This is a genomic window from Enterococcus sp. DIV1421a, assembly GCF_051711025.1.
GTDB classification, from domain to species: Bacteria; Bacillota; Bacilli; order Lactobacillales; family Enterococcaceae; genus Enterococcus_B; species Enterococcus_B hirae.
In genome coordinates this window covers 1435617-1450546 of record NZ_JBIOLU010000001.1, presented here as the reverse complement: position 1 = coordinate 1450546, position 14930 = coordinate 1435617, and the positions used below count along the sequence as shown (strand labels likewise).

The window sequence follows — 14930 nt, the reverse complement described above, 5'->3', positions numbered from 1 at the left end:
TTATCAGTTAATTGATTCTTTTAAATCACTTCATACTCAGCTCGCGGACCACCAATGTATTTTGGACGTGAACGCAGAGCTGTAACATGCGCGGCTCCTAATGTTTGACTGCTTGGTCGAACAGGTACTTGAACGTGTTTGACATGCATACCGATGGAAGTATCACCGATATCGATCCCAGCTTGCGCTACCACATGTTCCACTTCTACTGGATCATCGAATTGGTCAAACGCTGCTACTGAACAAGCGCCACCAGCGTGTAAGGCTGGTACAACAGAAACAATTTCAAATTGTTTTTGCTCTGCTACGGAGCGTTCGACGACAAGGGCTCGATTAATGTGTTCACATCCTTGAACAGCTAAAGCGACTCCTAAAGGTTGCAATATTTCTCTAATCGTTTGGATAATCCACTGTCCAACTGGAGCACTTGAGTTTTTACCAATTTGTCCACCGACCACTTCACTGGTACTACATCCTAATACAAATAAATCGCCAGATTTTAAATTTGCTTCTGCTAATACCTCGTTGACCATTTTGGTTAATTCTTGTTTTAAAGATTCTTCTGTGATGCTCATTTTATTCTTCCTTTCATTACTTACTTTCTTTTTGTACTCTCGTTCGTTTTAGAGCTTGAGTGAGTGGTAAAGCCAATCCAACCCCTACAATATTTTGAAAAATATTTCCAGGAATAGAAGCTACCCCCACAGGCCAATCATATAAAAACCAACCTGCTAAAAAATAGCCACTAATCATCAGACAACTACCGATAAAAAGACCGACAAATCGACCTTTGCTTGTTTTTTCGGCAAAATAGCCACTGACCAATCCTTGCAAACCATGGATCAATAATGAAAAAAGGGCCCATTGCGGATAACCTGACAGTAAATCGATGAATAAACCACTTGAGGCACCGACAACGAACCCACCAACTGGACCAAATAATAAAGCAGTGGTGTAGATGCCAGCTTCGCAGAGCGTGACAAAGCCGTTAGTTGCTGGTATTGGTACCAAAATTGTTAAAGATAATGCTACTGTTAAAGCGATCAGCATGGCATAAATTGTCATTCGTTTCGTATTCAACGATTAAATCCCTCCTTTGATGTTACCGCCAGACCAGACACTGCCCGTTTGATCATTCATTTCAACACCGTTTAAAATACATTGATAAACGTAATTTTTACTTCGTTGAATGGCTTGTGGGAGCGTATAGCCATGGACGAGATTCGCTGTAATAGCAGAAGAAAAGGTACATCCTGCGCCATTCACCGTTGATCGTGTTAATTTTTCCATTGTAAAAGTGGTTAGTCCGTCATGACTATACAAAACATCGATTGCTTCATCGCCATGGATCCCAGAGCCACCTTTAACAACGACCGCTTTGCTTCCTAAAGTATGAATAAATTTGGTTGTCTCTATCACTTCATTGATGCTTGAAATTTTTTTCTTTCCAGAAAGGAGAGCCGCTTCTTTAAGATTGGGCGTGACAAGATCAACAAGGGGGAAGAGTTCTTTCACTAAGCACTCAATATACTGTTGATTCGCTAATGAAGTAGTTTCTTTAAAAGCTAAAACCGGATCAAGAACGATTGGGATTTGAGGGTGCTTTTTTAAAAAATCTCGGACGATCATGATTGCTTCAAGAGAATGCAATAAGCCAATTTTGATACCCGCTAAGTCTGTCATCTTCTGGATCGAAGCAAGTTGCTGTTCCAACCACTTAGCAGGTAGATTTTCTAAGAGGAATGCGTTGTTTTCGTCTAACATGCCTACACAGGTGAGTGCGCTCATTCCAAAAAGTTGAAAATTCTCAAAAGTTTTCAAATCGGATTGAATTCCTCCACCGGCAAAAGGGTCAGAACCACCAATTGTAAGTATTTTTCTCATTGTTTTCCCTCCACGAAAAGAGTATAACGAAAGTTGTTAGAAAAGAAAACAGCCAATTGGCATATTTTTATGTCATCCAATTTTGCGTAGTCTTTAGATCACCAAAATTTATCTATCATCTGAATGAAACAAGTACACTGTATTGTTGGCAACTTAACAGCTAGAAGAAAACATAAGCTATGCATACTCAAATGAACAACTTCATTAGATATGATTATCAATAAATTGAATCTTTTTTGTCATTCCTACAATTTTAACAACTGAAAAATGGTTAAACAAAAGAGAACACTGACGTTATACCTGCTAGGTAAGAGGATAACGTCAGTGTTCTTTTTATTATGCTTTTAATTCTTTTTCAATTTGTAGTCGACGGACTTTCATCGTTGCAGTCCGTGGGATATCTTCATAATCTCTGATAATCGGCGTATTCAATCGAGGTAACTCATGCACTTGTTTCCACCAACGATCCCAATCCATTTCGTGATTAGGAGCAAGAGCGATCAATGGTTGTGGTGCATTGTTTTTATCACGAACGATGACCACTTCCGATAGAAATTCTAATGAGTCTAACAAGAAATCTTCGATCGCTAAATTGCTATTGATTGTATCGATCAAATCCACTTGACGATCCTTTAAGAACAAATGCCCCTGTTCATCCATGCTGCCGTAATCACCGCTGTCCCACCAAGCACCATAAACATTTTCTTGGAAACGAGCATCTTCTTTATAATAAGTTAATGCACGACCTTTTGATAATAAATGGATGTGTCCATCTGTATTAGCAGGTAAGACGTTCCCATTTTCATCTGCGATCCGCGCTTTGGTTAAGTCGCCAAGTCCCACACCCATGTCTCTCGCATTACTCGTTTTTAAACTCTCTAATGTATGAGCTTTTAAAATCATCGGTCCGCATTCGCTTTGGCCATAAACTTGTAAGAAAACAGCTTCTTGATTAGGAGAAGTCCGTAAGAATGTTTCCATAGTAGAGTTGTTGATCGCATCAAAAGTGGAATGGTAATAACGAATACCAGCAAAAGCTTCTGGGTATTCTTTCGCTGTAAAGCTCCACTGAACAAAGTTGTTTGGATGTGTTTCAAGTGCAATCGGTGGATTTTCTTTTAACATGGCCACAACGTTTTCCCCTTGAGCATCCGCTAACGGCATCATTGGAAAGCCCATCGCCATTAACGAAGAAATACCAATATTGAAGCGAGAATGAACAGGAGAGATATGGAAAGCCACAAGTTTTTTCTCTGCGATCTTAGTAAAGACAGTTTTTTGCCATTTCGTGCGCCAGCCCATTGAATGAGCAGAATGACAAATCAATTTAGGAATACCTGTGGTTCCTGAAGTATGGGTCATATAAGAAATTTCATCGTTCCCCAATTGATTTTGTGCCACTGGTTCTGCTGGTTGAGTCAATAGTTTAGAAACAGCAATTTGTTTTTCTTTTGATCCATTTGAAATGCCAGCCACTCGTTCAGCCGTTTCATCATCAAAAAGGATAAATGGATCTTCTAAACGGTCGACAAAGACTTCTAAAGTGGGGGTAGGGAAGTGATAAGAGATCATTGCTGGTACCGCCCCAAGATAAGCTGTTGCTACAGCTAATAAATAAGTATCAAAAGCTGAACTTTTGTAGATCATGACCTTATCACCAAGTCCGACACCCAAATGAGCTAATTGATAGGCACGAGTCAAAACGAGTTGACAGGTATCTTTGTAAGTGCTTTTAAAACCAAGTTCCGGAAAAGCTGCTAAGGGTTGGTCAAAGATGATTGGTACATCTGGTGTAGCATTCGCTGCTTCTTGAAAATTAGAAAAAAGATTTAGTGGGGAATAAGCGATTGTTTCCATAAGTCACACTCCGATTTCATTTAATAGACAAGTTGGTAAGCAAAGTAAGAAAACTTGTGAATTAAATCGTTTACTTTGCAAATTCAGCTATAATCTTAGCACAAACCCTAAATAAAAAACAGCTTTCTTTGTGAAAAAATGAATTATATTTCGTTATTTCATTTTTTGTTACTTGTTATTTCCTTGTAAGAGAACTCTAACATCTTTTGATGGACTTCTTCAAATGAATGTTCATTGATATAACGATTACCATAAAGGAAATTGACGATATCCAGATCATCAAAATAAAGGGAAACGTAGTACCCGTAAGTTTTACGACATAATTCTGGCGAAATATTTTTATATACAGTGATTTTACTTAGTATTTGGCGAATCGTCCGTGGAGAGATTTGCTGGTCATGAGATGAACGAAAAGCAAAAGAATCAGGTCCTGTCCCAGTATCAGTTATTGCTAAATAGTTTTTAATGAATGGCAGTGCTTCATTGGGAATTGGCGACTGATTAAGACGATTTTTTTTACGGCTAAGATGAATGATTTGTTTATTTAAGTCAATATCTTTTCTTTTTAATTCAACGACTTCATGGATCTTTAACCCGCAATATAAAAGAATAGCTACGATCGCTAAATTTCTTGGTCGGTTCCTTTTTTCAAAGCGTGCTTCTCGTGAAGAGTTAAAGCCATTCATAGGAATAAACAGATGCTCAAAGTCTTGAAACAAAGAGGCGTCTATGAATCGAGGCGCTGCAGCAGTAGTTTCAGGGAGCGTTTTTCCTAATAGAGATATTTCTTCAGTCAATAACCCTTTTTGATACAAAAACCGTAGAAAATGATTTAACGAATATTGTTTTCGCGAAAGACCATAATAGCTATTTTTAAATAACTGGTTTGTTTGTTGATCAGCTGTGGTCTGAAACGAACGAGTATGCTGATAGACTTTGTCTAAAAAATTTAAATAGTCTTGTTTTTCAAGACAAAGAATAACTTCATCTGTGATCTCTTGATCTAAAGCTTCGTGAAGATAATCCGTGAATAAATGAAAATCTTTTGCATATTCATAACGACTGCTTAATGAAAGCTTTTTTTGATTTTCTTTTAAAAATTCTTGGAAAATAGGAGGAAGCTGTGCGATGCGTTGTTTTAACTTTTCTTGAATGTGTTTTCGTGTTTTTTGATCCATAAAAGAACCTCCTTTTTGTTCAAACCGGTGTTCTATTTTATTATTGTAGCTTATTTTTCGTTTTTCTTCTATTTCCTTTTACTGATATCTATTTATACCAACGTTTATTTGCTCATGATTCATATATATAGTAACATCGCCAACTATAAGAAAAACTGTAACCAATAAACAGGAAGACAATGATCTTATAGTATGAACGAATTGTTTCATGAGTTTTGTTTAGTGACATTTTGTCACTGTTGCGCTATACTTTTCTACAGTGACAAAATGTCACTATCGAAAAAGGAAAATGTAGGAGGGAAAGTAATGTTTTTAGCAATGAAAGAAATGAAATACGCAAAACTACGATACGGACTCATTATCGGTATCATGTTCTTGATTGCTTATGTCGTTTTCATGCTATCAGGTCTAGCAAGTGGATTAGCAGAAGAATTTAAAAAAGCGATTGATGATTGGGGTGCTCAAGAAATCGTTTTGTCCGAAGATGCTAATCAAGTGTTTGCAGCATCTCAATTGACAAGAGGTGACCTTGATCAAGTAAATGCGAAAGAAAAAGCACCGATTGGCTTATTCAGTGGAGCAATCAAGGGCAAAAACAAAGAAAATGTGACAGTCTTTGGTACGACTAACGATGCCTTTTTATTACCTAAAATCACAGATGGTCGGATGTTTGATAAGAAAAATGAAATAATTATCTCCCAAAATCTGGCACAAGATCAATATAAGTTGGGAGATCAAATCAAAATCGGTAGCGATGACCAAGCATTTACGATCGTTGGAATTTTTCCTGCCACTTATTATACGGTCTCACCAGTCATCTATACAGATCTAGAAACTTGGACACAATTAAAATATGGAGCCCAACCGTTTGCTTCAGATGACAAAAAGCCGATCAATGCGATCGTGACCAAACAATCAGCTGCAATTGATAAAGATGGCGCATCAAAAGATTTACAAAAACTGACGATTCCTGATTTTATTGAAAGTCTTCCAGGTTATTCTGCACAAAATATGACACTAAATGCAATGGTTTACTTCTTGTTTCTTGTCGTAGCAGCAGTAGTTGGCATTTTTATGTATGTCATCACTTTACAAAAAACGGCGATCTTTGGCGTAATGAAAGCTCAAGGGATTCGCAATTCATTTATTGCTAAATCGTTGATTGCACAGTCATTTGTTATTGGAGTCATTGGTGTCGCCTTAGCAGTTCTAGCTGCTTATCTAACTAGCTTGTTTTTACCAAGTGCGATGCCATTCGCTATTTTTTGGACACAATGGTTGCTATATAGTGGGGTCTTACTCGTTGTAGCAGTTGTAGGCGGCGTCTTCTCAATACGCACGATCACAAAAGTGGACCCAATCACCGCCATAGGAGGGTAAAAAATGAAGAATATTTTAACGATGAAAAATATCGTCAAGACTTTTGGTAGTGGACATACCGAAGTGACTGCACTAAAAGGAATTAATTTTAATGTCAAACAAGGAGAATTTGTCAGCATCATCGGTCCCTCTGGTTCAGGAAAGAGTACTTTCTTAACCATTTCCGGTGGGCTACAAACACCTACTTCTGGAGAAATCGCCATTAATGGTCAGTCTTTTTCCGATTTATCTGAGAAAAAAAGAGCCGATTTACGTTTTAAAGAAATTGGGTTTATTTTACAAAGTTCTAATTTGATTCCATTTTTAAAGGTCAAAGAACAATTTTATTTAGTTGATCGAGTCAGCCATCAGAAACAAAACGAAACCGTCATTGATGACTTATTGAAATCATTAGATATTTATGATCTAAAAGAAAGCTATCCTCGAGATTTATCTGGTGGAGAAAGACAACGTGTAGCGATTGCTCGTGCGTTGTTCAATGACCCTAGTTTGATCTTAGCAGATGAGCCTACCGCTAGCTTAGATACAGATCATGCCTTTGAAGTAGTCAAGTTACTTGTCAAAGAAGCACATGAAAAACAAAAAGCAACAGTCATGGTTACACATGATGCTCGGATGATCAAATGGAGCGATCGTGTCTACCGAATGAAAGATGGTGATTTGATCGAAGAAACGGAGGGATGGGATGCCTAAATCGACATTTCTTAATCTGCCGAATGAGAAGAAACAACGGCTTATTGAGATTTTACTTGAAAATTTTTCAGCTCGACATATTAGCCAAGTAAAAGTTGCAGATATTGTCGAAGATATGGCTATGTCAAGAGGGGCTTTTTATAAGTACTTCGAAGACTTGGAAGATGCCTATACCTACACGATCCAGTATTATTCGATTCAAATCCATCGAGATATTCTGAAATATATCAGTCAAAACAAGCAAGACTTTTTTCAAGGAATTGAAAATTACCTTGCGTGGTGTAGTGAACTGGAACAAAAAAGTAGTTATTGGCAGGCCATCCGCTTTTTAACGAGAAGTGATGATTTTACCAATCACCAAAGAACCAAGCCTTCTGCTGAATCAGGAAGATTAAAGGAATGGTTTAAGTTACTGAAGGCAAATGGTTTTCACATTACTTCAGAAGAAGAAGCGATTAGCTTTTTATATTTCGTCATGGATCTTGTGATCAATTCATTGACGGATTACATTGCGAATGACTGGACTACTGATGAGTTGTTGCAAGATTATCGTTACAAGGTAAAATGGCTGCAAAGAGGTTTGTAAACCGAACGAAGTGAATCTTGAATCCACTCGATTCATTTGTTAGCCGTTTCTTTTTAACTGGTAAGTAGTGTCCGTATTCAGAAAAACACTTCGATACTTCTTTGTGTCATCATCGATAACCAAATAAAAACCTTCGATAGAAAGTTCTTATAGTTGAGAGCAACGATTTTTCCTTTTTGATTCTCCGTGATAGAATTTTTATTGTAAGAAAAGAAAAGGGATGACACAGATGAAGAAAATTATACTATTTGGTGATAGCATTGCTGCTGGATTGTACCAGGGGGAGGTCGTCCATGCATTGGACCATGCGTTATCAACGACCTTAAATGCTTTAGGACAAGCTGATTTTAAGATCATTAACTTAGGAAAAAGAGGCGATTCAACGACAAGCAGCCTTGAACGATTGTCTCAACTTCCCCAAGATGAACGTACAGCTGACTACGTCGTTCTTAATGTTGGCGTTAATGATGCAATCAATCAAAGAGATAACCAAGAAGCCTATCGAAAAAACTTGGAGCAATTGATCAACTTTTTTAAACATAGCCAAGTGATTTTGATAGGGCCTAGTTACGTTGATGAAAAGATCAAAACCCAAACAATTCCTGAGATCTTAGTAGAGTATACTCAGATCGCAAAAGAAGTAGCAGATAAGAACAAAGTAAGTTTTATTGATTTTTATCATTATGAAAAATCTTTTGAGGACCCAACACTTTACTTGCAAGACGATGGGTTGCATCCTTCGAAGTTAGGCTATCACTTGCTAGGTGCTTTGATTGCACAATGTATCCAGCAAAAAGAACAAAATTAATCTACAGACCGAGTACCTCAATCTTTGCAGTACTCGGTCTGTAGATTTTTAGTTTCAAGTTTTATCATGACAAAAAGAATGAAGCGCGCTCTATTGGCTTTGACACACGGTAATAAACAACTGTTTTCTAATGGCGATATTCCTTCAACAAACCTTTTTGGATCAAGTCTTGTTTTTGTTTGAGATTCTGGATGTTTTCTTGATAATTTTGTGCATACATCACGGAATAAAGAGTGTTTAAAACATAGTCGAAGGCAATTTGTGAGGAAAATGTTGCCACTTTAGCAAAATCTAATTCATCTTGCGTAACGATGAGTTTCATCGTTGCTTGTTTTGCCATTTCTGAATGTTCATTTCCAGTGATTAATACAGTTTTAGCACCCACATGGTTTAAATGCATCATAATTTTTTCATAATGGTGAATCCTTCCACTATAAGTTAGAAAGATGGCGCAATCCTTTTCTGTTAAATTGGATGCATTCCAAGAAGAATCACTATACTCTTCAGCTAATATCAAAAATTTATTGATCTTGATTAGTTTATTTTGAAATTTGCGTGCTGTGATTTGAGAATCCCCTTTGGCAAAAATAAACATGCGATTCGCTTGATTCAATGCTGTGGCAATCGCATCAACTGACTGTTTCTCCAATTGAAGCTGTGCTTTTTTGATAGATTGGATCGACAAATCGGCCATTTTTTTAGCGATCGATTGACTATCATCTTTATCAGTAAAAGGAAAGTTTGGATCAATGATTTGATTGAACTGGGCTTTCATCTGATGGACTTCACGACCAAATTCAAAACGAAATTCTCTAAAACCAGAAAAACTCAATTTTTTACATAAGCGAATTATGGCTGAATGCGAAGTATACGTCGCTTTTGCCAATTCTTCGATCGTCATATAAACAGCTGTTTCTCTGTTTGCTTTGAGATAATCAGCAATTCTTTTTTCTGTTGTTGTAAATGCTTCTTGTCGTATCAATTGGTCTTCGATTAACATATGCTCACCTTCCTCATCCATCTTACTGAATATCCCTCTTTTTGACTACTATTTTTTGTGTAGGTTAAACATACCTGTCAATTATTCACTTAAAAGGATCACTTTCTTGAACATTTTTTTCTAACTGCGCTCAAATTAACTTTTAAAGGGACCGGTCATTTATACTGATAGTAGTTAAAAACAAAAATTGGAGGAAAACGTATGTTAACAATTGCCTATCTAGGAAATGGAAAAAGTACCAACCGCTATCATTTACCTTTTTCACGAAAACTAAAAGATAAGATCAAAATCAAAACGATCTTTTCACGTTCAGAACCCACTTGGGAAACATTTGAGGATATCCATTACACCAATCAATTGGAAGATCTATGGAACGATCCAGAAATCCAACTAGTTGTCATTACGACTCCGAGCCAATTTCATTATGAATATGCTAAATTAGCCTTAGAGCATGGAAAAAATGTCCTGGTTGAAAAACCGTTTGCTGAAACTTCGGCAGAAGCGAAAGAGTTATTTGAGCTAGCGAAACAAAAAGATTTATTTATCCAGTGTTATCAAAATCGTCGTTTTGATTCTGATTTCTTGACCGTACAAAAAGTGTTGGAAAGTGGAAAATTAGGCGATATTTTAGAAATTGAGATGCATTATGATTATTTCAGACCTGAAGTTCCTGAATCGGCAACGGAATTTTCAACAGTCAATAGTTATCTCTATGGTCATGCTTGTCACACAGTAGATCAAGTAATTTCTTACTTTGGCGAACCAGATGACATCCACTATGATGTGCGCCAATTATTAGGAACGGGACGAATGAATGATTATTTCGATTTAGATTTTTATTATGGAACAATGAAAATCTCTGTCAAATCAAGCTATTTTCGTATTAAGGAACGCCCAAGTTTTGTGGTTTATGGAAAGAAAGGGATGTTTGTAAAACAGACAAAAGATCGACAAGAAGAGCATCTTAAACTATTTTATTTCCCAGACCATCAAGATTTTGGTATTGATTTACCAGAACACTACGGCACACTTACCTATATGGACCAAAATGGAAACTACCATGAGGAAAAAGTGATTTCTGAAGTAGGGGACTATAGTCGGGTCTATGAGGGAGTCTATGAAACGCTCATAAACGGAGCCGAAAAAGTAGTGAAAGACGAAGAAACACTTCTACAAATGAACATTTTAGAAACAGGGATCAAAGAGATCCGGGAAAAAGAAGCGCAAGCAAACAAATAAACCATTCACTGTTTATGATCATTCTGAAGGATTAAGCAAAGATTGATGAGAAACAAAAAAACAAAACCATTAAAATATGATGGGGAGGACACCTCATGTTTTGACAGTTATTTTGTTCTTATGTACTATAAAATAAATAACTGTAAGGAGGAATTCTCATGACAAATTATAACGGCGAAAAAGGCAAACGTTTAAGAGGTTCGATGGCGCCTAAAACCGATGATGAAGTAGCATTAGCAGGGACAAATTCTGGTGAAACAGAAAACAAACAAGAATCGTTATCTGGCACAAACTCTGGCGAAGCCAAAGATGTCGCTTTATCTGGTTCTAATTCGGTTGAAGAGGAAGAACCAAAGAAACCGAATGCTTTTGAAAAAGAAGTGGAAAAATTAGCGGAAGAAGTAAAAGAAAAATTTGAAGAATTGACATCTAAAAAAGATACTAAAAAATAGATTTGTCAGTTGCTAGTGATCCTATGAAAAAGACAGCTTTTACGCTGTCTTTTTTTATCCAAAAACTATTTTTCCGATTTTAGAAAAAAATGGTGTCTGCGCTTACCTTCTTTGTATTATGCTTTATTTATGAGAATAATTTTTTCTCAGCTAAACATTAGGAGGTAATATATGGAAAATTTTGGGTTACAGTTAATCAATTCGAGTGTGCTTGGGCAAACCGATTTCATAAGTCTATTCACGACTTATTTATCAGATTATATGTATTTGTTCTTAGGTGGAGCCGTTCTATTTGTTATTTTGATGTTGTTATTAAGTAAAAAAATGTCCGATAAGCCTGCAAATAAAAGCGGATCTTCAAAAGGTGCTTCTAAGCAAAGCCAATATAAACGAATGAAATAGATCTTATTTTACTTTGAACAGATTGTTAGTTTACTAATAATCTGTTTTTTTGTTATAACTATAAAAAAATATTATAGTAACTATAAATATCATTATATTGAAAAATGTTTCTATCAGAACTATAATTTTCATGAAAATAACATATGAGATGAAAAGGAGCGTGTATCAACATGAGAAAAACCAGTAGAAAAGTAGTGATCGTTGGAACAGGCTTTGTGGGAACAAGTATTGCTTATGCCATGATCAATCAAGGAATTGCGAATGAATTAGTCTTGATCGATGTCAACCAAGAAAAAGCGGAAGGGGAAGCTTTAGACCTTTTAGATGGTATGGCATGGGGTGAAGAGAATGTTGCTGTTTGGTCAGGTGATTATAGCGAATGCAGCGATGCCGATTTAGTAGTAATCACAGCAGGTATCAACCAAAAACCAGGACAAACTCGTTTAGATTTAGTGAAAACAAATGCTGGAATTATGAAGGATATTGTTCGACAAATCATGGGAGCAGGATTCAACGGAATATTAGTTGTTGCTTCTAATCCAGTAGATATTTTGACTTGCATTGCGTGGAAAGAATCAGGGTTACCTTCTTCTCGAGTAATCGGAACAGGAACAACATTAGATACAACTCGTTTTAGAAAAGAAATTGCCTTGAAACTTTCTGTCGATCCTCGTAGCGTTCACGGCTATATTTTAGGTGAACACGGCGATTCTGAAGTAGCAGCTTGGTCCCATACAACAGTTGGCGGAAAACCAATCATGGAATTTGTCGAAAAAGATCATCGAATCGACGAAAAAGACTTAGATATCATTGCTGATAAAGTTAAAAATGCTGCCTATGAAATCATCGATCGAAAAAAAGCGACTTATTATGGAATTGGTATGAGTACAGCACGAATTGTCAAGGCTGTATTAAACAATGAACAAGCTGTATTACCAGTTTCTGCTTATTTATCTGGTCAATATGGAGTGAAAGATATCTTTACAGGTGTTCCATCCATCGTTGATGAAAAGGGTGTAAGAGAAGTTATTGAATTATCAATTACACCAGAAGAAGAACAAATGTTTAAACAATCTGTCAATGAATTAAGAAACGTATTAAACTCCGTGAGATAATTGAATGAAAAAAAGGAGAATGAGCATTTTGCTCGTTCTCCTTTTTATTTTTGTTTTAGAAAAAATAGTTCTCTAGGAGAAAGTGAATTGTAATAAAATGGTAGCATATTAGGTAAAGTTTTTGGGAAATGCATTTGAAACAACAAGAAAAAAATGAAGGAGGTGATTGATTTAGAGCAGAATAAGATTATTTTTTTTAAATTAGATGCAATAAATATTCTTTCTTCACTTATGATTATTTTATTCTAGAAAAAGGAGATAAGTACTATAATGCCTATAGATAATGCTGAGTTGATAAAAAAAGAAATTGAATTACGTTCAAAAATTGCTGGGGCAAGTGCTAAAGAAAATTTTTATAGTACCATGAGAGTGAGGGTTGAGCCACTAAAAGGTATGGATAGATTTAATCCTTCTAAACGAACAGAATACCAAAATAAAAAAAAATTTATTAAATTTATAGAAAAAAATACTCAAGAAGCATCGTCAAACAAGAAGGGTTATATACAACAATTGCAAGAGGTAGATAAACAACTTAAACAAGGAACTCTTCGGAATTTTGAACAAATAAGAGGAAAATCTAAAGAAGAAATTTCTATATTACCAGATTCTACTCATAATATGAATAGAACGCCTCGGGCATTTGAACAAATAAAGGGAGGCTCAAAATCATCTGTTCCATTGTCGCATTCTACCCCTAATATGGATAGACCACCAGCTTTGCCACCTAGAGTTGGAAGATAGACTTCATACATAAATAAGAAAAAAAGAAACGTTTTAAACACCGTGAGATAATTGAATGAAAATAAAAAGGAGAATGAGCGTTTTGCTGCTCGTTGTCCTTTTTATTTTTGTTTTAGAAAAAATAATTTTCTAGTAGAAAGTGAATTGTAATAAAATGGTAGCATATTAGGTAACGTTTTTGGGAAATGTATTTGAAACAACAAGAAAAAAATGAAGGAGGTAATTGATTAAAAGCGTGATCAGCTTAAAAAGAATAAAAGATGACTGGTAAAATTACTAAATAAACGAAAGGAGATAGTATATGGAAAAGCAGAATACTCAGGAGTCAAGAAGCGGATTAGAAGAATCTGCAGTTCAACAAGATATTCACTCTATACATACAGAGCAAACCGTATCTGATAGGCAACAAAATACTTTTGACAAAGATCAATCGGAGATGATATATGCAGAACTGGTAGGCTTGCCTGAAGGAAAATTCAAACAGAAACCGGAAACAACTATTTATTCAACTATCATTCAGTCTCAATTAAGCTCTTCGGAGAAACAAGAAGATCAGTCTCAGCCTCTAAATAATAAAGGAGAGTCCCTTAAAAAGAATAATTTTGACATTGATGAAGATACTGGATGGGGCACCACTTTAAGTTCTGACGATTCACAAAATGATCGCCAACATGAACGAATTAGTAAGTCAACAAAAAATGACAATGATTCATTAGAGATACAATTTGAAAAAACACAACCTAATCCTCAAACTAACAGCAATTACAAATCTTTTTTTAATGAACTTATCCGCAAGGCAGCGGAAAAAAAGAGTGAACAAAATTTAGCTACATCGTCACATTTATCTGGACATCCTATTCCAGCACCACGTTATAGTAAACTAATTATTGTTGAGAACTCCGAAGGAAGGCTGCTTGGGGTGAATGAAAATACTGGATGGGGCACTTTTTTAGGTACTAAAATTCCTCAAAACAAAAAGCCTATTCCATTACCACGTACTAAAAAAAATGTACAGAAAAGTAAAAAAAATACTCCTGCACAGTGTACTTTTAAAGATCTAAAAGATAAAACGAGTAATATAAATCAAAATACTATTTCTTCTTCAAATGATTTGAATAATAGTAATAGGTCCCATGTAAGATAGATTTACTGCATAATCAAAAAATAACTACTCAGGTTTATAGCAGAGAATTGTACAAAAGAACTAACATCTCCTTATCGTTTTTTTTCGATTATAATTCAAGACATAAAAGGAAAGGAAGAAATTTAATGCCAAGAGAAAATATCTATACAGAAGATCCAACAATAAAAAAGAAAAATGCACAGTCTAAACAAGGAGTACCTGCTTAACTACATCAGGATATGGAGCCAGTTCCACCTTCGCCATTTCGAAGTAGTGTACTTCGAAATATGAAGCCAGCTCCAACTTTACCACCTCGGGCGTTTGAACAAATAAAAGATAGCGCTATGGGAGTCCCAAAACCACCTGTTCCATCGCCGCGTTCTACCCCTAATATGGATAGACCACCTAAAATTGAAAGATAGACTTGCTACATAAACAAAAAAAGAAATTACTTTAGCATAATATATAGAAG

General features: G+C 35.9%; 16 protein-coding genes. 10 read left to right on the top strand and 6 right to left on the bottom strand.

Annotated elements, in window-relative coordinates; genetic code table 11:
• Positions 1-20: 20 nt before the first annotated feature.
• The 5 genes from IGK21_RS06655 to IGK21_RS06635 all read right to left on the bottom strand — a co-directional run bounded on the left by IGK21_RS06655 (position 21) and on the right by IGK21_RS06635 (position 4919).
• Entirely contained in the window at positions 21-575 is a 555-nt protein-coding gene (locus IGK21_RS06655) for a TIGR01440 family protein (RefSeq protein WP_034697955.1), read from the bottom strand.
• A 16-nt stretch (positions 576-591) separates the two neighbouring features.
• Complete coding sequence (locus IGK21_RS06650) at positions 592-1080, bottom strand: ECF transporter S component (protein WP_181914984.1); 489 nt, start codon at positions 1078-1080, stop codon at positions 592-594.
• Positions 1081-1083: 3 nt separating this feature from the next.
• Complete coding sequence (locus IGK21_RS06645; protein ID WP_181914983.1) at positions 1084-1884, bottom strand: hydroxymethylpyrimidine/phosphomethylpyrimidine kinase; 801 nt, start codon at positions 1882-1884, stop codon at positions 1084-1086.
• 336 nt (positions 1885-2220) lie between these two features.
• Positions 2221-3741 carry an AMP-binding protein gene (locus IGK21_RS06640; RefSeq protein ID WP_034866587.1) on the bottom strand — a complete coding sequence of 507 codons (1521 nt, stop codon included), beginning with the start codon at positions 3739-3741 and terminating at the stop codon, positions 2221-2223.
• 158 nt (positions 3742-3899) lie between these two features.
• A complete protein-coding gene (locus IGK21_RS06635) occupies positions 3900-4919 on the bottom strand; it encodes a tyrosine-type recombinase/integrase (RefSeq protein WP_161637824.1) in 1020 nt (339 codons plus the stop codon).
• Positions 4920-5225: 306 nt separating this feature from the next.
• On the opposite strand from IGK21_RS06635, the gene IGK21_RS06630 reads away from it, so the two are divergent.
• From IGK21_RS06630 to IGK21_RS06615, 4 genes are all read left to right on the top strand, one after another.
• On the top strand, positions 5226-6299 hold the full coding sequence (locus IGK21_RS06630) for an ABC transporter permease (RefSeq protein WP_034697946.1): 1074 nt from the start codon (positions 5226-5228) through the stop codon (positions 6297-6299).
• Between the two features lie 3 nt (positions 6300-6302).
• Complete coding sequence (locus IGK21_RS06625; RefSeq protein WP_010737568.1) at positions 6303-6992, top strand: ABC transporter ATP-binding protein; 690 nt, start codon at positions 6303-6305, stop codon at positions 6990-6992.
• Entirely contained in the window at positions 6985-7578 is a 594-nt protein-coding gene (locus tag IGK21_RS06620; protein ID WP_181914982.1) for a TetR/AcrR family transcriptional regulator, read from the top strand. The genes IGK21_RS06625 and IGK21_RS06620 overlap by 8 nt, the downstream gene beginning before the upstream one ends.
• Positions 7579-7807: 229 nt before the next feature.
• Positions 7808-8386: an SGNH/GDSL hydrolase family protein gene (locus IGK21_RS06615; protein ID WP_034697942.1), complete on the top strand. Its 579-nt coding sequence runs from the start codon at positions 7808-7810 to the stop codon at positions 8384-8386.
• A gap of 127 nt (positions 8387-8513) precedes the next feature.
• Here the strand turns inward: IGK21_RS06615 and IGK21_RS06610 are convergent, their stop codons facing one another.
• Positions 8514-9386, bottom strand: coding sequence for a MurR/RpiR family transcriptional regulator (locus IGK21_RS06610; protein WP_034698518.1), 873 nt, complete (start codon positions 9384-9386; stop codon positions 8514-8516).
• A 201-nt stretch (positions 9387-9587) separates the two neighbouring features.
• Here IGK21_RS06610 and IGK21_RS06605 point away from each other — a divergent pair, with 201 nt between their 5' ends.
• The 6 genes from IGK21_RS06605 (at position 9588) to IGK21_RS06580 (ending at position 14479) form a co-directional block, all read left to right on the top strand.
• Positions 9588-10625, top strand: a complete 1038-nt coding sequence (locus IGK21_RS06605; RefSeq protein ID WP_181914981.1) for a Gfo/Idh/MocA family oxidoreductase — start codon at positions 9588-9590, stop codon at positions 10623-10625.
• 158 nt (positions 10626-10783) lie between these two features.
• Positions 10784-11077, top strand: a complete 294-nt coding sequence (locus tag IGK21_RS06600) for a hypothetical protein (protein ID WP_034697939.1) — start codon at positions 10784-10786, stop codon at positions 11075-11077.
• Between the two features lie 171 nt (positions 11078-11248).
• Positions 11249-11479: a hypothetical protein gene (locus tag IGK21_RS06595; protein ID WP_010719176.1), complete on the top strand. Its 231-nt coding sequence runs from the start codon at positions 11249-11251 to the stop codon at positions 11477-11479.
• A gap of 170 nt (positions 11480-11649) precedes the next feature.
• Entirely contained in the window at positions 11650-12594 is a 945-nt protein-coding gene (locus IGK21_RS06590; RefSeq protein WP_181914980.1) for an L-lactate dehydrogenase, read from the top strand.
• Between the two features lie 270 nt (positions 12595-12864).
• Positions 12865-13335, top strand: coding sequence for a hypothetical protein (locus IGK21_RS06585; protein WP_034697936.1), 471 nt, complete (start codon positions 12865-12867; stop codon positions 13333-13335).
• Positions 13336-13636: 301 nt separating this feature from the next.
• Positions 13637-14479, top strand: a complete 843-nt coding sequence (locus IGK21_RS06580) for a hypothetical protein (protein ID WP_051641752.1) — start codon at positions 13637-13639, stop codon at positions 14477-14479.
• Positions 14480-14930: the final 451 nt, after the last annotated feature.